Here is a 21,013-nt window from a genome sequence, read left to right on the forward strand (position 1 = left end):
CTCAGGCGCCCTTGACCATGCGGTCTACTGCTCGTGGCACTTCATCGAGCGCCTCGGCGATCTTGGATGCATCTTTGCCGCCGGCTTGAGCCATGTCCGGACGTCCGCCGCCGCCGCCTCCTACTATTCGGGCCACGTCCTTGATCAGGTTGCCGGCATGCACTTTGTGGCTAAGATCCTTCGTAACCGTCGCGATCAAGATTACTTTGCCCTCGGACACCCCGCCGATGACAACGACGCCGGATTTTAATTTTGCCTTGAGCGAATCGGCGGTGTTTCGCATTTGGGTCGTTTCCTGATCGTCCAGACGAACAGCCAGCACCTTCACACCGTCGACTTCGACCGCTCTCGCAAGCAGATCGTCCACCTTGTCGGCAACCACCGCTCGTTTTAAGCGCGCTAGTTCCTTTTCCTGTTTCTTCTTTTCTTCAAGCAACTGGCGAATACGGTCCGGAAGGTTTTCGCGCGGCGCGTTCGCATAGCCCGCCGCTTCCTGCAAAATATCCTCGCCTTCCCGTACCCTTCGATATGCGGCGCTCGCACAGACCGCTTCGATTCGACGCATTCCGGCGGCTATCGATGACTCCGAGATCAGCAGACACAGTCCAATCTCGCCCGTGGAATGCACATGGGTCCCTCCGCAGAGTTCTCTGCTGACGTCGCCCATTTTCACCATGCGCACCTGGTCGCCATACTTCTCCCCGAACAGCGCGATTGCCCCCTGACGCTTTGCTTCCTCGAACGGCATGACAACAGCCTGCACCGGAAGGTTTTCGCGAATGCGCTGGTTGAGCAGCATCTCGACCCGACGAAGCTGCCTCCTGTCGGGAGCGGTATAATGCGCGTAATCGAAACGAAAATGATCCGGCGCAACCAGAGAGCCCGCTTGATACACGTGTTCTCCCAGCACTTCTCTGAGGGCGCTCTGCAACAGATGCGTCGCTGAATGGTGGGCCGCGGTGTCGCGCCGCAGGCTCTCGTCAACCTGAGCCACAACCTGCAGGCCGATTCGAAGCCCGCCCTTCTTCAGCTTCACCTTGTGAACCCTCAGCCCCTGCACCGGCTCCTTCGTGTTCACTACTTCGGCTTCAACGCCGGGGCTAATCAACCGCCCGGTGTCTCCTATCTGGCCGCCTGCCTCAGAATAAAATGGGGTGACATCGAGAATCACTTCGACGTCCGTCTCCGCCTCGGCGGACTCTGCCGGTGAGCCGTTCACAAGAAGCGCCATGATCTTCGCATCAGCTTGAAGTTCTGAATAGCCAACGAACTCGGCCGGCGGAACTTTCTGCGACAGGTCGGTGTATATCTGCAGTTCTCCAGCAGCCTCATAACCGGTAAAAGCCGCACGCGCTCGCTCTCGCTGCTTGCTCATCTCCGATTCGAAGCCTGCCTGATCAAGTGTAAAACCTTCGGCGGCGGCTATCTCCTGCGTCAGCTCGACCGGAAACCCATAGGTGTCATAGAGCCTGAAGAGCTGAGCGCCATTGATCTCCTTTTTCCCGGCTTGGCTGAGATCATTCATGATATCTCGGAGCAGGCCGAGTCCTTGCGTGAGCGTTTCGAGGAACCGCTCCTCCTCTGTCTTGATCAAGCGGCTAACATGTTCGCGCTTGCCCTCGAGTTCGGGATACGCCGGTTTATAAATGTCAACGACGGAACCGACCAGACGGTACAGAAAAGGTTCCTGCATCCCGAGATCGCGTCCGCGCTGGACCGCCCGCCTGAGAATCCTTCGTTCAACATATCCTCTTCCTTCATTCGAAGGAAGCACTCCGTCACTGATGAGGAAGGTGAGAGCCCGCACGTGATCGGCCATCACCCGATACTGCTCGACCGCGTCGGCCGGATCGACGCCGGTAAGAGATGCCGCATATTCGATTATCGGCAGAAACAGGTCCGTCCCGAAGTTCGATCGGGTATCCTGCATCACTGCCGCTATCCGCTCAAGTCCCATCCCCGTGTCAATATTCCTTTTCGGAAGCGGCTGAAGCGCACCGTCGGGCTGGCGGTCGAACTGAGTGAAGACGTGGTTCCAGATCTCCACGTATCGGTCGCAGTCGCATCCGGGGCGGCAATCTGGCCTGCCGCAGCCGATGCCTTCGCCATAATCGTAATAGATCTCAGAGCAGGGGCCGCATGGCCCGGTCGGGCCCATCGCCCAGAAATTATCCTTTTCGTCCATCCGCAAAATTCGCCCGGCCGGCACAAATTTTTTCCAGATGTCGATCGCCTCATCGTCATCCCGAAAAACGCTCACCCAGAGCCGCTCCTTGCGTATGCCAAGCTCCTTTGTCACATATTCCCAGCCCCAGGCGATTGACTCCTCTTTGAAATAATCGCCGAAGGAGAAGTTGCCAAGCATCTCAAAAAATGTGTGATGCCGGGTGGTTTTCCCGACATTATCAATATCGGATGTTCTAAAACATTTCTGGCAGGTTGCGGCACGGGTGAATTTGAGTGGAATTTCGCCCAGAAACTCTTTCTTGAACTGAACCATTCCGGCGCTCGTAAACAGGAGCGTCGGGTCGTCGGGCGGCACCAGCGGCCAACTCGGCTTTATCGTGTGCCCTCTTACGCGGAAAAAATCGAGAAAACTCTCTCGAAGTTCGTTTCCTTTCATCTCGCTTTACCTTTATCGATAGGCTGAAGGTTAACGCCATCTGCTTTCCTAAGTACGCGTATTATAACAAGATACTCCTGTTTTTGCAAATCGCGGGCGGGAGCGGAGTCGGAAGGTTTTTGAGGGGCGCGGGAAAAAAGCGGCTGCACACCCGGGTGCAGCCGCCATATCCTAATTACCGGGCACGAAAAGTCCCTGTTGCCCTGTTGCTAATTGAGAAAACTCCTCAAAGAATGGCTGCGAGCATGGTGGCGCAACCGCAAAAGCGCCTTGTTCTCGATCTGGGATACGCGCTGGCGTGATAATTTCAAGTACTCGGCTATCTCGGATTGCGTGTGCTCGGTACCGTCCTCGAGGCCGTACCTTAGTTTGAGTACTTCCTGCTCGCGCGCATCAAGGGCATCCTTCATTACGCCTTCAAGATGCTCGCGGAAAAAGTGCTTGTCGACCACGTCGGAAGTCGACGGGCTGTGCGTGTCGCCGAGAATTTCGCCAAGGGTGCAATCTCCATTATCTCCATCTACTGGAAAATCAAGAGAAATCGAGCGCTGCGGAATCTCCGCCATCGACCGGATCTTGTCGCTTTCCACCCCGGAGCCTTTCGAGATCTCCGCGATCGTCGGCCGTCTGCCCAGTTCTCTCGTCAGTTTCCGGCTCGTCCGGTCCACCCGCTTCAGTGCGGGAATCACGTTTACCGGAATTCGGACTGTACGCACCTGATTGGAAATCGTCCGTGTGATGGATGCCTGAATCCATTTGGACGCGTACGTGCTGAATTTAAACCCCATCTTATAGTCAAAGCCCTCTACCGCTTTCATCAGGCCCATGTTGCCGGCCTGAATAAGATCGAGAAGAGGCATCCCGCAATTCGAAAATTTCTTCGCTATACTAACCACCAATCGCAGATTCGCCGTCACCAACTCGGATTTGGCTTTTCTCAGCGCCGGCTTGTCGCTTTTCTTGCGCGCTTTTTCGATCCGTTTGGCTATTTCGATAACCCCTTGATCGGACAGAAGGGGGATCTTTCCAATATCGCGAAAGTATAGGCGGAGCAGGTCTTCGCCTGATGACCGCTCTCGCGGAATTCGAACCTCTCTTGGCTCGCCAACAATCTCTTCCTCTACTCCGTCATGCTCATGAAGAGACTCGATTTCCTCCAGATGCTCCGGCGATTCCTCACTGTCGGTTTTTACAAATTTGTAATCTTCCCCGTCTGTCAATTGGAGCACTTTCTCAAACGAAAGCTCGGGATGCTGTCCCTCTTTGTCGGCAGCCGCGGGCGCGCCTGATGCACCGGTGACTCGCGCTTCGTTCGTCTTTAACTTTCTGGCTACTGCCTTGGAGGTTCGGGAAGTCTTGTGGACGGCTTTTGCGGAGGGTCGGTTGGGTTTTCTTTGTTTACGCATTTGCACTCCTTTGTTTCGTCCCTCTTTCTTTACGGTTAGGGAGTCTATTGCGTCTTTTTAACTGGACTTAATTGGTCCAGTTAGTCTAGCGTGATTGTAGCATACTATTCCACTCTTGTCAAGCATCTCAAATAAATAAATTTCTAGCTCCACTAAACCTTTCTTTTACAACTAGTTATATATGGTAATCGTCTCGCGTGAAGCCTGCATCTTACCCATCAAAATGCCAGCTTGCTAATCCAGAGGATAAAGCCACTCCAATTTATCAAGCATGGAAATTGGCAGTCTTGGCGATAGTCCGGCCCGGGCATTTCCGCAAACCCAATTTCCGGGGATGCTGGGTGCTATTGCATCATGATTCATGAGGGATCGCGATGACCGCTGAGCTGACAGCGTCGCATTTGTTCGTGTAGGTGCGGTCTTGTCAGGTTGTGATCACCGCAAAAAACCCTCTAACCCGCTGAAATCATTTACATTTTTTAGTCGATCTGGTAAACTAAGGAGTTGTCCGACCAGCCACTTGTGATAATGCGGAGCCGAAATACATGCGTATTGACCAGGAGCTGATAAAAAATCTGGAGGCGCAGGCAAAAATCGTTCGCAGGGACATCATTCAGATGCTGACGAAGGCAGCTTCCGGGCATCCCGGCGGCAGCCTCTCATGTGCGGATCTGATTGCTGCGCTTTACTTTCACGTGATGCGTCATGATGCGAAGCGCCCCGATTGGAGCGATCGCGACCGGTTCCTGCTGTCGAAGGGGCACTGCGCGCCCGCCTGGTACTCGGTGCTCGCCAGAAGCGGCTATTTTCCGGCGACATGGCTTGACGCCTTGCGGAAGCTGAATCACCCTCTGCAGGGGCATCCCGACATGCTGAAAACGACGGGGGTGGAAATGTCCAGCGGCTCGCTCGGACAGGGGCTTTCCATCGCTAACGGAATGGCATTGGCGGCCAGGTTGGATCGCAAGAGCTACCGCATTTACGTATTGATGGGCGACGGAGAAATCCAGGAGGGGCAGGTATGGGAAGCCGCCATGACCGCGTCTCATCACAAGCTCGACAATCTGTGCGCAATTATTGATAACAACGGATTGCAGATCGACGGTCATACGGAAGAGATAAAATCTCTTGGTTCCATCTCCGAGAAATGGATAAGTTTCGGCTGGAACGCCATTGACATAGATGGGCATGACATGCGGCAGATACTCCAGGCACTGAAGATGGCGGAGGAGACCAAGGGCAAACCGTCGATCATCGTGGCGAAAACGACCAAGGGTAAAGGCGTCTCTTTCATGGAGAACCAGGTGGATTTTCACGGGGTCGCGCCCACGGCGGAAGAATGCGTGAGAGCTCTGGCGGAATTGGAATAGTGGGAGAGAAAACATGCTGAAGGTGAAGGAGAAGGTGGCCACTCGCGACGCATATGGCAGCGCACTGGTTCTGCTTGGAGAGCGGAATCCCAACATCGTTGTTCTCGATGCCGATCTCGCCAAATCGACCAAAACGATTAAATTCAAAAACAAGTTTCCCGACCGATTTTTCGACATGGGCATCGCAGAGGCCGATATGATGGGGACGGCGGCAGGATTGGCCGCCGCCGGGAAGATCGCCTTTGCCAGCACGTTCGCTATCTTCGCCACCGGCCGCGCCTGGGAACAGATACGCAATTCCATATGTTACACGAACCTGAACGTGAAGATAGCCGCGTCGCATGCCGGCATAGCAGTCGGGCCCGACGGCTCCTCTCATCAGTCGATCGAAGATATTGCAATCATGCGCGTGATTCCGAACATGAAGATCGTGGTGCCAGCCGATGGGACAGAAACAGAGCAGGCTGTGGCGGCGCTTGCAGAGACGCCGGGGCCGGCGTATCTACGTCTGGGAAGGTCGGCGGTTCCCTTCATCTATGACAGCTCTTACCGGTTCACTTTGGGGAAAGCATCGGTGCTGCGGGAAGGGTCGGATGTGGCGATCGTCGCCGCCGGCACCATGGTGCAACCGGCTCTCAAAGCCGCCGATATCCTTTCGGAGGAGCGCATAGAGGCGCGGGTAATCAACATGAGCAGCATTAAGCCGATCGACCGCGAAGCCATAGTCGCGGCCGCACAGGAGACGGCGGGGATTGTGACGGCTGAAGAGCATAGCATAATCGGCGGGCTCGGCGGAGCGGTTGCCGAGGTGGTGGGCGAAACGGCGCCTGCGCCGGTCGTACGGATCGGCGTTCGCGATGTGTTTGGCCAGTCGGGAGAAGCCGGCGAATTGATGGAATTTTATGGGCTTACTGCGGGGAAGATAGCCGAGGCGGCGTCCCGCATCGTCTCGCAAAAACGGTAGCAGCCATGATCATCACGCTGGACCTCTGCTTGCGGTGCGGAGGCTTCTCGATAATCAGCGGCCTGAACCTTCACATAGAGAAGGGCGAGTTCATTTTCATTTGCGGACAGGCCGGCGCCGGCAAATCTTCGCTGATGCGCGTTCTGGCGTTGCAGGAGCTGCCGGCCGAGGGGCGTGTCCTTATCGATGGGACCGATGTAAACCAGATTTGGCGAAATGGCTTGACTGATTACAGGCGAACCATCGGGGTGATCTTTCAGGAGGATCGGCTCCTCTCGCGTCGCACAATAGCCGAAAATATCGATATCTCTCTCGAGCTTGCCGGTTGGCGCGCGGCGGAGGCGCGAAGGGAGACGAACGAATATCTGAAGGAAATCGGTCTCTTCGGCAAAGCGGACTTTTATTGCGACCGGATATCCGAGAACGAGAGACGGTTGTTGAAAATCTGCCGGGCGCTTGCGCGCCGCCCAAAGATCGTTCTTGCCGACGAGCCATACGAGGGGCTCGATCGACGGTCGGCGGAGAAAGCGGCGTCCCTGTTTCGCAAAGCTCATCTGAGGGGTTCGACCATTGTGATTGCGACCCATCATATCGAGTGTGCCGGACAGGCGGGCAAGCGCGCTATCATGCTCGATTCGGGTGAAGCCCGTCCTAGCGTTACAGCGTCCGGCCTTCAATATGTGCGGGAATTGACGTGAGACATGCGCGAATTCAGTTTTGCCGTGCGAGAAGGCATCCGCAATTTTCGACGTGACAAGACCCTCGGTTTTGCGGTGGCTGGAAGCGTCGCTATCGCCGTGTTTGCGCTCGGCGCCGTCGCGCTTTCCGCCGCTAATGTCAATTTCTTCCTCAAAGAGTGGGAAGACAAGGTTGAGCTGGTTGCGTTCCTTCGACGCGATGTGCCGGCGGAGGTTTCTCAATCAATAATCGAGCGAATTCGGGCGCTTCCAGAAGTGAAAGAAGCCGGCCTCGTTTCGGAGCAGGAGCTGAGAAGGCACCTCTCCGAGCAGGCGGAGAATTCCAAAAATCTGGAGCGAATCTCGCTTGATGAACTCTTGCCGCCGACCGTTGTGATCCGCCTGGCCAGAGGCAGTCGCGATATTTCGCAGATTCAGCAGTTGGCGGAGCAGGTGGGCCGCCTCGAGGGAGTTGATGAAGTAAAGTTTGAGAAAACGCTGCTCGAGCGTTATTTCCAGTTTCGGCGCGAGATGACGATAGCCGCTATCGGAATGAATGTGTTCTGGCTGTTCATATTCAGCGTCGTCATCATCAACATCGCCCGCTTGGCTTCCGCGGCGCGAGCCGATGAGATACGCACTCTGCGGATGCTCGGCGCGAGCGGCAGCCTGGTGCGAAAAATCTTCAGTATCGAGAGTTTTGTGCAGGGGCTGACCGGGGCGATGTTCGGGATCATATTGCTCGTTCTTCTTCTTTTTCTGATCTCGAACGAAATGAATCGCCCGCTTCAGGTTCCGGTTTTCCTCATTATTGCCGCGTTCAGCGCGGGACCTTTTCTGGCGGTGCTTGCGAACTGGCTGATCTCCCGGAAGGCGCTCTCCGCATTTTCGATTGCGCTTCTCCTGCTGGTCGTGTGCCAAAGTCCGCTCCGCGCGAATGAACTCGACAGCGAAGTCGCGCGCTATCAAAAAGAACTGGAGCGGCTGAGCCTCGAACTGCAACAGAACCAATCGGTGGTAACCGAGATAACCGAGCAAGAACGGACTCTTATAGGGGGGCTGGAGAAGATCGAAAAGGAAATCGATCTTCTGGAGAAAGAGCATTCAGTAGCCGTGGGAAAGAAAACCGCCAATAAAGCGGCGATCCACGTCGGCCAAAAGCAGCTTTCAGAATATGAAAGGAAACTGGTCGAGTCCCGCCGCGAACTGGAGCGGTGGCTCAGAGAACTGTGCGTTCAGAAAATGCCGTCCGTCGCAGAAGTGATTTTTTTCGATATTCCGCATTCGGAACTCATCGTCCGCAACAAGATAATTGACCTGCTGGCCCAGAAGGAAGCCGAAGCGCACGAACGAACCGAAGAAATCCGCCGGCAATACGTCCAACAGGAGGACGATTTGCGCAAACGATCGGAGTTGGATACTTTATATATTGAAACAAACAAGCTGCGTGTTCAGCAGTTGCTCGAGAAAAAAAGGCACCGCGAAGATCTTTTGAACCAGGTGCGCCAACAAAAGACAATCTACCTGGCCGCGATCAACGACCTTGAGGCCTCTTCACGAAATCTGGAGCAATTGATCAGGTCAAGCAAGGCTGCACGAGGCCCCGCCGCCGCTCCCGTGCCGTTTCAACAGATGAAAGGCTTGCTTCCGTGGCCTGTTACGGGGGAGGTCGCTGCTCCATTTGGGCGAATTCAGAATCCGGACTCGCACACGTATACGCGGCATATGGGAATTGACATCTCATCGCCTCTCGGGGCGGAAATCAGTGTCATTCATGATGGAGCCGTAGTCTATTCCGACTGGTTCAGGGGATACGGCAAGCTCATTATTCTCGATCACGGCGACGGTTATAGCAGCGTGTACGCGCATTGCTCGGAGATTTTTGTGAAGAAAGGGGAATTCATTGGGGCCGGCACTGTAGTAGGTCTTGTCGGCGAAACCGGCTCTTTGAAAGGGCCATACCTCTATTTCGAAATTCGGGAAAACGGCCAGCCCGTGGATCCGCTGGTCTGGCTTCAAAGGAGGACGTAAATGCAACGCAACCGCAGTCAGTTCGTTCTGTTTTTGGTCTCGGTCCTCATGCTGGGGCTCCTGTTCGGCAACAGCCTCTCAGGATATGTCGCGGCCCAAACAGGATCGACATACACCGACTTGGAAATCTTCTCGGACGCTCTCAGCATCGTTCAGAATGAATATGTCGAGCAGGTGCCGACCAAAACATTGATCTACGGAGCTATGAAAGGAATGCTGGACGGCCTCGATCCGCACAGCCAGTTCATGCCTCCGGACACCTATAAGGAATTGAAAGTGGAGACCGAGGGCCATTTCGGCGGCCTCGGCATCGTTATCAGCCTTGATGAAAACAAGATTCTTACTGTCGTCTCGCCCATTGAAGATACGCCGGCATTCAAGGCGGGCGTTCAGGCGAACGACAAGATCATTAAAATCGAGGGTGAAAGCACGCAGGGATTGGTGCTCGAAGAGGCCGTGAAAAAACTGAGAGGACCGAAAGGCTCGAAAGTGGCGATCACCGTGCTCCGTCTCAGCGACGATCCAAAGGAGCTTCCGCAGGAGCTCGAGTTCGTGCTGACCAGGGCCGATATCCAGATTCGCAGCGTCACGCACGAGATGATCGAAGAAAAGATCGGCCGCATCCGCCTGCGCGAGTTCAGTGAGAAAACCGCGCTCGAGCTGCACAAGTCGTTGGAAGATCTCAAGGCGCAGGGGATGCGCTCGCTCGTCCTCGATTTGCGCAATAATCCGGGCGGCCTCCTCAACGTCGCAGCCGACGTCGCCGACGAGTTCTTCGAGAAAGGCCAGTTGCTGGTCTACACCGAGTCGCGCCATGCCGATCAGAACCTGAAATTCAAGGCGAAATCGAAGGCCGCCATCGGACCCGACATCCCGATCGTCGTCCTGGTTAACGGAGGAAGCGCAAGCGCATCGGAAATCGTTGCGGGCGCATTGAAGGACACCAGACGAGCTGTCATCATGGGCGAGAAAACCTTTGGGAAGGGTTCTGTTCAGAGCATTATTCCGCTGAGTGATGGATCCGCCCTCCGCTTGACAACTGCCAAATATCTCACCCCCGGCGGCAGCTCGATCAATGGGACCGGCATCCTGCCGGACATCGAGGTGAAATTGACGAAGGAACAAATGACCCAATTGATGACCACGATGGAAGTGCCGGGCTCAGTCAAGCGGCAGACGGAACAGGGCGAGCAGAAGGTCGTTGACATCCAGTTGCAGAGAGCCATCGAGCTGCTCCAGGGCTATGATATCTTCAAGACACTCGAGCAGAATATCAGCGTCGCGAAAATGAATATCGAAGAGCAGGGGAGGGATGCCGGCACGAATCCGGAAAGCGCCGCCGCGCCGGCTAACGAGGAGGAATCGCTCGAAGGAAAGGATTTCCTCATCGAGACCCCCGGCGAATTAGAGGAAGTGCCGCTTGAAAAATAAACGCAGAGAACTCCGAATCGACGGGCGCGCCTGGAACGAACTGCGCCCCGTCCGCATCCAGAGGGGATTTACGGGGCACGCCGAAGGCTCGGCCTTCATCGAGATCGGAAAGACTCGCGTCCTCTGCACGGCTTCGGTGGAACCGAAGGTGCCGGACTTCCTGGAAGGCTCCGGCAAGGGCTGGATCACGGCGGAATACTCCATGCTGCCTCGCTCCACCGTTACGCGCACTTCGCGCGGGCCGTCGGCGCGCTCGTACGAAATCCAGCGACTGATCGGACGCGCTCTGCGCTCGGTAACGGACCTTTCCCGTCTCGGCTCGCGCACGATCAGGATCGACTGCGATGTGATAGAAGCCGACGGAAGCACGCGCACTTCAGCGATCACCGGCTCGTTCATCGCGCTGTATGACGCGCTGAACAAGTTGATCGTCTCGAACGAAGTCGCCTCCATGCCCATCATTCAATTCGTGGCCGCGACAAGCGTCGGCATTGTAAATGGCCATTCGGTGCTCGACCTTTGTTATGAGGAGGACTCGCGCGCAGACGTTGACCTGAATATCGTGATGACGGAGGACGGGCAATTGGTCGAGATACAGGGGACCGCGGAGCGGCCGTTTGAAAGGCTCCTTCTTGATGAGCTGCTTGATCTTGCCCGCGAAGGAATCCAGCAGCTCGTGACATGGCAACGGAAAACTCTCTTGATTGACAGCGATTGATGAAGCTTCTGCTCGGAACCAACAATCCCGGGAAAGTCAGGGAGATCTCGAAATTTCTTGAGGGCGTGCCGCTCGAAATTATCAGTCTCCGGACGTTCGAAGAGATTGTTCCCGTTCGCGAAACGGAGAAATCCTTCCTGGCGAATGCCCGCTTGAAAGCTTCCGAATATTTCCGCCAGACGGGCCTGTTGACCCTTGCGGAAGACTCGGGCTTGCAAATTGATGCGCTCGACGGTCAGCCCGGCCCGCTCTCGGCCCGATTTGCCGGAGAGGAAGCTTCCGATGCTGACAACGTCACAAAAGTGCTTCGCCTGTTGCGGGGGATCAAGCCCGCCCGCAGAACCGCCCGGTTTGTTTGCGTTGTCGCCATTACCGACGGCAGAAAAATCTGGATTGCGACCGGCAAATGCGAGGGCAGAATTGCGACGCGGCCCTGTGGAAAATCCGGTTTCGGATATGACCCCATCTTCATTCCGAACGGCTACAAGTCGACGTTCGCGCGACTCGGGGATACGGTGAAGGATCAGGTCAGTCATCGAGCCGAAGCTTTCTGCAAAGTGAGGCGAATTCTGGAGAGAATAACCGGCAGCCCGAAATATGCCGCCGATGATGCTCCCCGCATTCGCAAGCGCAGTTGAGGAATATATGATCCTGTAGGGGCATTCCGCGCTTCGCGGGACCATGCCCGAAAGGCCGAAACAAATGAACCTGTAGGGGCATCCTGCGCTTCGCGGGACCGTGTCCGAAAAAGCCATACAACACGCCCATGAATGACAATAAACCGAACGCTACTCTTCCAAAACGCCGCTCTCTACGGCTAAAGGCATTCGATTACACGCAATCAGGCGCGTATTTCGTCACAGTCTGCACTCAAGGGAAGAATGACCTCTTCGGGACGATCGTAGATGGACAAATGCAGGCGACGGAATTTGGGCGCGTCGTCGGCGACTGCTGGCAGGCGCTGCCGAACCATTTCCCGAACGTGCAACTGGATGCGTTCATCGTTATGCCTAATCATATTCACGGCATTCTCATTATTGATTCACCCGAGCGGGCACGGCATGCCGTGCCCCTACAATCACGTGTGCTCGAATCATCCGGAAAATTTGCTATACCTGTCTCCGGCGCTCTTTCCACGATAATACGTTCTTTCAAATCGGCTGCAACCAAACGCATAAACGAATGCGGTAGGGGTGCAGCATCCCGTGCGCAGAAAATTTGGCAACGCAATTATTTTGAACATGTCATCCGAAACGATGAATCATTAGACAAGATCCGGGAATACATTTTAAAGAATCCCTTTCAATGGGAATTCGATCGTGAAAACCCGTTTGCTGTGGCCGAAACCGCGGAATCATCGGCAAAGCTGAAATATTTCCCTGTAGGGGCATCCCGCGCTTCGCGGGACCGTGCCCGAAAAGCCGTGCTTTCCGCGCGCGGCGCCCGAAAGCAATGAAGATATTCGAACTGAATCCTGAATCGCCCGAGCCCAACCTGCTTCATGAGATCGGTTCTCTCCTGAAAAAAGGTGGAATCATCGCGTATCCGACTGATACCTTCTACGCGGTGGGCGGTGACGCCTTCAATCACGAAGTCCACCACCGCGTGCGAATCATGAAGGGACGGGAGGCAAACAAGCCGTTTCCGTTCATCATGGATAAGGCGGAGCGGCTGGCGGAATGGGGAATCACTCTGAGCCCGCTTGCGGCTGCGGCCGCCGAACGGTTTTGGCCGGGCCCGCTCTCGCTCATAATCCAGGATTCTGGGACGCTGCCGGCCGACGTCGTGGACGCGCGGGGGACTCTATGCGTCCGGGTGCCGGCCAACAGGATCGCGCGCACGATTTCCGGCTCGGTCGGCGGGCTCGTGATAGCGACGAGCGCGAATCCGGCAGGCAAAAAGCCTGCCCGCACCGCGCGCGAAGCAACATCGTGGTTCAAAGGGGAAGTCGATGCCGTGGTGGACGGCGGCCCCAGTCCCTCGAGCTTGCCCTCCACAATAGTGGAGGTAACGGGAAGAAAAATGATAATATTAAGAGAAGGAGTGATTTCGGTCGATCAGCTCATGGCTCTGACAAATGACATCGACAAGGAGATTTTCTTCCAGGAAGGAAACGGATCATGAAATTGGCCATTGCCTCTGACCACGCCGGATTCGAGCTGAAAGAAGACCTGCGGAATTATCTGGCGCGCGCGGGGCACGCCGTCGAGGACTTCGGCTGCTATGAGCCCGAGTCGTGCGATTACCCCGATTACGCCCAGAAACTGTGCGAGGCGGTCCTGGCCAACCTGGTCGAGCGCGGCATTCTCATTTGCGGGACCGGCCTCGGGATGAGCTATGCGGCAAATAGATATCCCGGCATCCGAGCCGCCCTATGCACGAATACCTACATGGCGGAGATGTCGCGCTCTCATAATGACGCGAATATCCTCGTCATGGGCGCCCGTCTGATCGACGGCGCAGCGGCCCGTGATGTTCTTGATGTTTGGTTGAAAACACCCTTCGAGGGGGGAAGGCACCTCAGGCGCATTCAGAAGATCGAGAATGGGACGAGAACCACCGGGCGTTGAAGTTATGCGTCCAACCGACAGAAAGGAAACCGCATTGGGAGTAGTCTACGAGAAAGTTAGCGCACTCGCCAAGACCGATCCGGAAATCGCAAAGGCCATCGAATGTGAATATGAGCGGCAGCGCACAAAGCTCCAGTTGATCCCGTCGGAAAACTACGCAAGCTCCGCAGTCCTCGAAGCGCAGGGGAGCGTGATGACCAACAAATACGCGGAGGGTTATCCCGCTCACCGGTACTACCGCGGATGCGAGAATATGGATGTGGTGGAGGCGCTCGCGATCGACCGCGCCAAAAAACTGTTCGGCGCCGAGCACGCCAACGTCCAGCCGCATTCGGGCTCGCAGGCGAATATGGCCGTCTACTTCAGCATGCTCCGGCAGGGCGACATGCTGATGGGCATGAGACTATCGCACGGTGGGCATCTGACCCATGGCGCTCCCGCAAGTTTCTCGGGACGCTTCTTTCAGATCGAATCCTATGGGGTTGACCCGAAAACCGAAGTGCTCGATTACGACGCTGTCAGGCGGCACGCGCTCAGGTGCAAACCGAAAATGATCGTGGTCGGCGCAAGCGCGTATCCGCGTAACATTGATTTCGCCGCCTTCGGTGAAATAGCCCGGGAGGTCGGCGCCTATCTCATGGCCGATATCGCGCACATCGCGGGATTGATCGCCGGCGGGGTGCATCCCAGTCCGTTTCCACATGCCGATTTCGTGACTGTCACCACCCACAAGACTCTGCGCGGGCCGCGCGGCGGCTTGATCTTGTGCAAGAGCAAATACGCGCACGAAATAGACAAGATGGTTTTCCCCGGCATTCAGGGCGGGCCGCTGATGCACGTGATCGCGGCCAAAGCGGTTTCGTTGAAAGAGGCGATGACCGGCGAGTTCGCCGAGTACCAGCGGCAGATCGTCTTGAATGCGCGCCGCCTCGCGCGCGAGTTAAGCGAGCGCGGGTTCCGCCTGGTTTCGGATGGAACGGATACTCATTTGATGCTGGTCGACCTGACCAATCGCTCCATCACCGGGAAGGAGGCCGCCGAAGTTCTCGATCAGGCCGGGATCACCGTCAACATGAACACGATTCCGTACGACAAGCTCGGACCGGCCGTAACCAGTGGAATTCGGCCCGGCACGCCTGCGGTCACCACTCGCGGAATGGGCGAAGCGGAGATGGTGCTCATCGCGCAGTTCATCGATGACGCCCTCAACGCGCGGAAAGATGTGAAGCGGCTTGCGCAGATCAGGGAGAAAGTGCGCGAGCTGTGCGAGCGGTTCCCGATGCCCAACGGCCTCTAACGACGCTTGATGTCCTCCGGAAACAAAGGAAAAAAGAACGTGACTCGACCGGGATGGGATGAATACTTTCTGGAAATAGCGAAGCTGGTGTCAAGTCGCTCGACTTGCCTGCGCCGGGCGGTCGGCGCAATCTTTGTACGGGACAAGCGCATCTTGACGACCGGCTACAACGGCGCGCCGAGCGGCCTCAAACATTGCGAGGAGGTCGGCTGCATCCGCGAGCGCGAGGGGGTTCCCTCGGGTGAGCGGCACGAACTGTGCCGGGGAATTCACGCGGAGCAAAACGCGATCCTGCAGGCGGCGCAGTTCGGCATCAGCCTGAAAGGGTCCATCCTCTACTGCACCAATCAGCCGTGCGTGCTCTGCGCAAAGATGCTCATCAATGCCGGGGTCGAAAAGATCGTGGTAACGGGCGATTACCCCGACCGGCTCTCCGCGGAAATGCTCAAGGAGGCCGGTGTCGAGATAGTCGTGAAACAATTAGATGCGGTATGAACAATAATTCTCTTACGCCGAAACAGATTGTCGGCGAACTTGATAAATACATCATCGGGCAGAACGACGCCAAAAGGATGGTCGCCATCGCCATGCGCAATCGCTGGCGGCGCCAGCGCCTGCCCGAGGAACTGCGCGACGAGGTGGCGCCGAAAAACATTATCATGATCGGCCCTACCGGTGTCGGCAAGACCGAGATCGCGCGGCGCCTGGCGAAGCTTGCCGATGCCCCCTTCCTGAAGGTCGAGGCCTCCAAGTTCACCGAAGTCGGCTATGTCGGTCGCGACGTCGAATCGATGATCAGAGAGCTCACCGAGATATCCGTCAGCATGGTGAAATCGCAACGGACGGAAGAAGTCCAGCAGGTAGCCGAAAAAATGGCCGAGGAACGGCTGATGGATATTATCCTTCCGCCGAAATATCAACCCGCGGGCGAGGTGACATACGCCGGCCACGGGCCGGCGGACATCGAGAAGACCCAGCCGACAACACGCGATCGTCTTATGGAGAAACTGCGAAAGGGCGACATGGACGAGCGGTACGTCGAGATCGAGGTGCAGGATACGGTTTCGTTCCCGCTCCAGATTTTCTCCGGTTCCGGATTGGAGGAAATGGATGTCGGCCTGAAAGGGATGCTCGGAAAACTGCTGCCCTCGCAGACGAAAAGAAAAAAGGTCAAGATCAAGGACGCCAAGAAGATTCTCACCCAGGAAGAGGCGCAGAAGCTGATCGATATGGACGAGGTTGTCGCGACGGCGGTGAAGCGAGTGCAAGACGCCGGCATCATCTTCCTCGATGAGATCGATAAGATCGCGAGCCGCGGGCAGGCGGGCTACGGCCCAGATGTCTCGCGTGAAGGAGTCCAGCGCGATCTGTTGCCTCTCGTCGAAGGCAGCACCGTCATAACGAAGTACGGACCCGTCAACACCCAGCATATCCTGTTCATAGCCGCGGGCGCTTTCCACATGACGAAGCCCTCGGATCTCATCCCCGAGTTGCAGGGGCGCTTCCCGCTGCGCGTCGAGCTTTCGAGCCTGACCGCGCAGGATTTCGTGCGGATTCTCAAGGAGCCGCTGAACGCGCTGGTGAAGCAGTATGTCGGGCTGATGAAGACGGAAAAAATCGATCTCATCATCACCGACGACGCCATCGAGGAGATCGCCAGAAGCGCCGAACTGGTGAATGAGCAAACCGAAAACATCGGCGCGCGCCGCCTCCACACGATTATGGAGCGCGTGATCGAAACGATATCGTTCGATGCGCCCGTCCATGCAGGCACATCCGTCACCGTTGATTCCTCCTACGTTCGCGAACGCCTGAGAGACATTTTGAAGGATCAGGACCTGAGCCGGTTCATTCTTTAACGATCCGTAATGCGCTGATAACGTCGCTATCCAATGCGCGTTCTTGAATTTCCCCCCTTTTGAAAGGGGGACTAAGAGACTGTCCTATAATGGCGTTGGTGCCGACGACACAGCGGTATCAACAAGTCAGAGTGACCGTCATTCCTGCGAAAGCAGGAATCCAGGGTCTGGCAGAAGAAGACAAATCTCAAGTACGGGACAGCCTCCTAAGGGGGATTTCCAACCACCGTATTTGCGGAAAATCAATCATCATCCGTAAGGGCGTAGGGGCATCCCGCGCTTCGCGGAACCGTGCCCGAAAGGTTCGAAATTCTGTTGTAGGGGCGGCCCCATGTGGCCGCCCGCACACAATGTCCAAACGTTTAACATTTATTTGAAATCTATTAATCCCATGACCACCTTCCGCACCGAAATAAAAATCTTCACCGAAAAACGCACTGAAATCATCGACATTACCCAGCAGGTGGCCGAGGCGTGCGTGCGCAGCGGCATCAAGAACGGCATTGTCCTCGTGTTTCCGCACCACACCAGTTCCGCCGTCTACATCAGCGATTGCGACCGGTCACTGACCGGCGATTTCGAGAAGGTTCTTTCCGAACTCGTGCCCGAGGGCCGCGAATACGCGCATGACCGCACCGATTGCAAGAAGAACGCCGCCGGCCACATGCGCGCCAACCTCGCCGGCCATCACATCATCTTCCCGCTTTCGGATGGTCGTCCCGATTTCGGGCCGTATCAGACCATTTACTACGCCGAGTTCGACGGCCGGCGCGAGAAGGAAGTCGTCGTGAAGATCGTCGGGGAATAATGGAAATTGATTTTTACCGCAGAGACGCAGAGACGCAGAGGCCGCAGAGCCGCGCCAAAAATCCCTGGAACACGAATCACACAGCCTCACACGGATTATCGAAACCGAATGGACGCGATGTACGGGCATGGCATGCCATGCCCGATTAACTTTTCCTCAGTGTTCTCTGCGCCTCCGCGGTGAATAACAATGACAAATAATCCAGACTCAATCGTCCCTGCCTTTCCATCCGAGCCGCCATTCGACAGGATCGCGGCTGGCTTCACCACACGACAGACCGTCAAGAAAAATCCTCATCCTCACGAAGCCGAGCCCGCGGCGCATGACGCCCATGAACTGCGAAGAGCCGCGTGCGAAGCGCTCGGACTCGATCTGCATTCATTCACCTCCGGAAAGCAGGTGCACGGGAAGAACGTTGTTCTCGTGACCGAATCCGAGCGGGGGAGGGGAGCGCTCGATTATTATCGGGGTATCCCCGAGACCGATGCGCTTGTCACCGACATGCCCGGCGTACCAATCGGCGTCTTCACTGCCGATTGCGTGCCCGTCTTCCTCTATGATCCGGCGACGCCTGCCGTCGGCATCGTCCATGCCGGCTGGCGCAGCACCGCCAAATCAATTGTCGCTCTCGCGGTCCAGCGAATGATTTCCGAATTTCGCGCCGGTCCGCGAAACATATGGGCCGCGATCGGGCCATCCATCGGGCAGTGCTGCTATGAGGTCGGGCGAGACGTGTACGACGAATTCAATTCGGCCTTCGCGTATGGCGCGTCGCTCTTCGAGAAGAACGGCGCGCGGACGTGGCGTCTCGACCTGTGGCAGGCGAACCGAATGCAATTGCTCGAGACTGGTGTGCCGGAGAACCAGATCATCTCACATGACCTCTGCACCTTCTGCAATTCGGATCGCTTCTTCTCCGCCCGCAAGCACGGCGCGCACTCCGGCCGCATCCTTTCGCTGATCGCCCTCCGCACGTAAAATTCAACCACCAAGGCACGAAGACACCAAGAAAGAGAGGAGAACCACAAAGGCACTCAGATTCACACGGATATTGGAAGCGAGTAAACGCCAATGTAGGGGCACGGCGTGCCGTGCCCGTTTGATAAAACCTCGCGCCTCTCGGGGGAAGGCTCTCTCTTCCTTAACCGTCCATCCGGCAGATTTTCAAGAACCGCCCAGGTCTATGTAGGGGCACGGCGTGCCGTGCCCGTTTGATGAAAACCCGCGCCATTGCAACATGCTTTCTCCGCCATTTGTTTGGGAATTTCATATCTGATAATCTATACATCACTCTTGTTTGAGCCAAATGTGCACTTAGCAGAAGCCGGGGAGAGGCAGGCACTGAAAAGCTTTGTGAATCGCAAAGGAATTTGAAACCACATGAGAGGACTCCATCATGACGGATAAGCTTTATGATCAGTTGGCGGAGCTTTACAATCAGATAGGATACGGCAGCCACAAGAGCCCCGAACTGGAGACGCTCCTGAAGGCGCTGTTCACCGAGGAGGAGGCGCGGGCGGCCCTTAACCTTTCGCCGCTGGCGCCGGAATCGCCATCGAGCGTGGCGGAGAAGCTGGGCGGGGACCCGAAGCACGTGGCGCGCCTGCTCGATCAGATGGCCGACAAGGGCCTCATCTACTGCAGCGAGAGAGGCGGCGAGAAGTGGTACAAAACGATCCAACTCGTTCCGGGAATCTTCGAGCTTCAGTTCATGAAGGGAGAGGTCTCCGAACGAGCCAGAAAATTGGCGCGAGCTTTCGACGCTTACTTCAATGTCATTGCGCCGAAAGGAGGCGAAAAGAGCCCGTTTCCCGTCGAGCCGGGCGGCCATTTCGCGCGCGTCATCCCTATCGAGCAAACCGTCGCGGCCGACGTGAGAGTCTTCGCCTTCGAGGAGGCCGGCAAGTACATCGATGAGGCCGACACGATAACCGTCTCGACCTGCTACTGCCGCCACGAGCGCCGACTGCTCGACCACGGCTGCGAGTTCCCCGATGATGTCTGCCTTCAGTTCGGCCCATTCGCCAAATTCGTGAGTGAACGAGGCTTTGGCCGAAAGATAAGCCGCGAGGAGGCTCACGAAATTCTCAAGAAGAGCGCCGACGCGGGATTGATCGCAACCTCGAGCAACACGCGCGACCGCATCGATTTCATCTGCAACTGCTGCACATGCTGCTGCGGCATCCTGCGCGGCGTCAGCAAATATCACGCGCCGGTGAGAAGCGTCTCGAGCAATTATGAGGCTGTCATCGATGCGGAGGCGTGCACCGGCTGCGGCGAATGCATGGAGAAGTGCCAGATGGACGCGATCACTCTCGATGGCGATATCGCGCGGCTTACCGCCGAGCGGTGCGTCGGCTGCGGCGTGTGCGCGTATCACTGCCCGGCCAGGGCGATTTCCCTCGTTTCTCGCCCCGATTTCCTCGAGCCTCCCCGCAGCTTCAGAGAGCTTATGATGCGACAGGCGCAGGCCAGGATGAAGGACTCATAATCATACATCAAAGAGAGCAGTTTTTTGGCAGGCAGCATCTTCCCTCAGCTACCTGCTTCTCCAAATCAGCGACGGCTCACTCGCTCGCGGCCCGGTCCACCAGCTTAAAGTCAGACTCTTGAAGAGCGGCGCATCGATTGCAGAATATTCTTTGTTGGATGACGCCATCGAATCCGATTTCTCTCTGATGACCAATCCTGAGCTTTTCGGTGCCTTGGTGGCATGCGGAAGGGAGTGTTACTCAGAAAAGCAAAAAGTTGCAAATAAATCTTTATTAGAAATACTTGACGACGAGAAACCGCGTGTGATATTATGCGACCCGTCGAGTTTATATCCTATTGAATTAGGCTCTCAAATCTGCAAGGACCATACCATGGCGCGGGGGGTTCTCAAAACACGCCTAAACAGAGCTGCCTCATAACCTGCTCCCCAAAATAAGTACCACGTGAAGTGTGAGGTCCGAAGGAGTATATAATAAGGGCGAAACGGGAGGAGGACCTGCACATGAAGCGGTACACAGAGGAGCAGATAATTCGGTTGTTGAAGGAAGCGGAAGCGACATCGATAAGCGAGACCAGCCGGAAGCACGGGGTCTCGGAATGGTCATTGTACCGGTGGCGCAAGATGTATGGCGACATGGATATTCCCGACGCCAAGCGTCTAAAGGTTTTGGAGAAGGAGAACGCGCGCCTCAAGCGGATTGTAGCGCAGCAGGCGGTTGATATAGACGCGTTGAAGGAAGTACTGTCAAAAAAATGGTAAGCCCTT

General features: G+C 56.2%; 18 protein-coding genes and 1 pseudogene. 17 read left to right on the top strand and 2 right to left on the bottom strand.

Annotated features, from left to right (window positions below; all coding sequences use genetic code 11):
* Position 1: 1 nt before the first annotated feature.
* Together C4520_05720 and C4520_05725 are read right to left on the bottom strand one after the other, a co-directional pair.
* A complete protein-coding gene (locus C4520_05720; GenBank protein ID RJP23749.1) occupies positions 2-2,623 on the bottom strand; it encodes an alanine--tRNA ligase in 2,622 nt (873 codons plus the stop codon).
* A gap of 209 nt (positions 2,624-2,832) precedes the next feature.
* Complete coding sequence (locus C4520_05725; GenBank protein RJP23750.1) at positions 2,833-4,029, bottom strand: sigma-70 family RNA polymerase sigma factor; 1,197 nt, start codon at positions 4,027-4,029, stop codon at positions 2,833-2,835.
* A gap of 545 nt (positions 4,030-4,574) precedes the next feature.
* Here C4520_05725 and C4520_05730 point away from each other — a divergent pair.
* From C4520_05730 to C4520_05810, 17 genes and pseudogenes are all read left to right on the top strand, one after another.
* The gene (locus C4520_05730; GenBank protein RJP23751.1) at positions 4,575-5,399 is read left to right on the top strand and encodes a transketolase; all 825 of its coding nucleotides are present in this window, start codon (positions 4,575-4,577) and stop codon (positions 5,397-5,399) included.
* Between the two features lie 13 nt (positions 5,400-5,412).
* Positions 5,413-6,363 (top strand): transketolase family protein, encoded by a 951-nt coding sequence (locus tag C4520_05735; GenBank protein ID RJP23752.1) that lies wholly within the window; start codon positions 5,413-5,415, stop codon positions 6,361-6,363.
* A gap of 5 nt (positions 6,364-6,368) precedes the next feature.
* On the top strand, positions 6,369-7,061 hold the full coding sequence (locus C4520_05740) for an ATP-binding cassette domain-containing protein (GenBank protein RJP23753.1): 693 nt from the start codon (positions 6,369-6,371) through the stop codon (positions 7,059-7,061).
* 3 nt (positions 7,062-7,064) lie between these two features.
* Positions 7,065-9,071, top strand: coding sequence for an FtsX-like permease family protein (locus C4520_05745; GenBank protein ID RJP23754.1), 2,007 nt, complete (start codon positions 7,065-7,067; stop codon positions 9,069-9,071).
* A complete protein-coding gene (locus C4520_05750; GenBank protein ID RJP23755.1) occupies positions 9,072-10,502 on the top strand; it encodes a S41 family peptidase in 1,431 nt (476 codons plus the stop codon). It begins immediately after the preceding gene.
* Positions 10,492-11,220 carry a ribonuclease PH gene (locus tag C4520_05755; protein ID RJP23756.1) on the top strand — a complete coding sequence of 243 codons (729 nt, stop codon included), beginning with the start codon at positions 10,492-10,494 and terminating at the stop codon, positions 11,218-11,220. Before C4520_05750 ends, C4520_05755 begins: the two co-directional genes overlap by 11 nt.
* A complete protein-coding gene (gene rdgB / locus C4520_05760; GenBank protein RJP23757.1) occupies positions 11,220-11,858 on the top strand; it encodes an RdgB/HAM1 family non-canonical purine NTP pyrophosphatase in 639 nt (212 codons plus the stop codon). The genes C4520_05755 and rdgB overlap by 1 nt, the downstream gene beginning before the upstream one ends.
* A 128-nt stretch (positions 11,859-11,986) precedes the next feature.
* Positions 11,987-12,550, top strand: a pseudogene (locus C4520_05765) (transposase).
* Positions 12,551-12,672: 122 nt separating this feature from the next.
* A complete protein-coding gene (locus C4520_05770; GenBank protein ID RJP23758.1) occupies positions 12,673-13,344 on the top strand; it encodes a threonylcarbamoyl-AMP synthase in 672 nt (223 codons plus the stop codon).
* Positions 13,341-13,790 carry a ribose 5-phosphate isomerase B gene (gene rpiB / locus C4520_05775; GenBank protein ID RJP23759.1) on the top strand — a complete coding sequence of 150 codons (450 nt, stop codon included), beginning with the start codon at positions 13,341-13,343 and terminating at the stop codon, positions 13,788-13,790. The genes C4520_05770 and rpiB overlap by 4 nt, the downstream gene beginning before the upstream one ends.
* Positions 13,791-13,794: 4 nt before the next feature.
* Positions 13,795-15,087, top strand: coding sequence for a serine hydroxymethyltransferase (locus C4520_05780; GenBank protein RJP23766.1), 1,293 nt, complete (start codon positions 13,795-13,797; stop codon positions 15,085-15,087).
* A gap of 9 nt (positions 15,088-15,096) precedes the next feature.
* Entirely contained in the window at positions 15,097-15,582 is a 486-nt protein-coding gene (locus tag C4520_05785) for a cytidine deaminase (GenBank protein RJP23760.1), read from the top strand.
* Positions 15,579-16,946 carry an ATP-dependent protease ATPase subunit HslU gene (gene hslU, locus C4520_05790; GenBank protein ID RJP23761.1) on the top strand — a complete coding sequence of 456 codons (1,368 nt, stop codon included), beginning with the start codon at positions 15,579-15,581 and terminating at the stop codon, positions 16,944-16,946. The genes C4520_05785 and hslU overlap by 4 nt, the downstream gene beginning before the upstream one ends.
* Before the next feature lie 331 nt (positions 16,947-17,277).
* The gene (locus C4520_05795) at positions 17,278-17,754 is read left to right on the top strand and encodes a YjbQ family protein (GenBank protein ID RJP23762.1); all 477 of its coding nucleotides are present in this window, start codon (positions 17,278-17,280) and stop codon (positions 17,752-17,754) included.
* A gap of 189 nt (positions 17,755-17,943) precedes the next feature.
* Positions 17,944-18,732 carry a peptidoglycan editing factor PgeF gene (gene pgeF / locus C4520_05800; GenBank protein ID RJP23763.1) on the top strand — a complete coding sequence of 263 codons (789 nt, stop codon included), beginning with the start codon at positions 17,944-17,946 and terminating at the stop codon, positions 18,730-18,732.
* 418 nt (positions 18,733-19,150) lie between these two features.
* A complete protein-coding gene (locus C4520_05805) occupies positions 19,151-20,245 on the top strand; it encodes a 4Fe-4S dicluster domain-containing protein (GenBank protein ID RJP23764.1) in 1,095 nt (364 codons plus the stop codon).
* Between the two features lie 504 nt (positions 20,246-20,749).
* Complete coding sequence (locus C4520_05810) at positions 20,750-21,007, top strand: transposase (protein RJP23765.1); 258 nt, start codon at positions 20,750-20,752, stop codon at positions 21,005-21,007.
* The last annotated feature ends 6 nt before the right edge of the window (positions 21,008-21,013 follow it).

The organism is Candidatus Abyssobacteria bacterium SURF_5 (assembly GCA_003598085.1).
Taxonomy (GTDB): Bacteria; Abyssobacteria; SURF-5; order SURF-5; family SURF-5; genus SURF-5.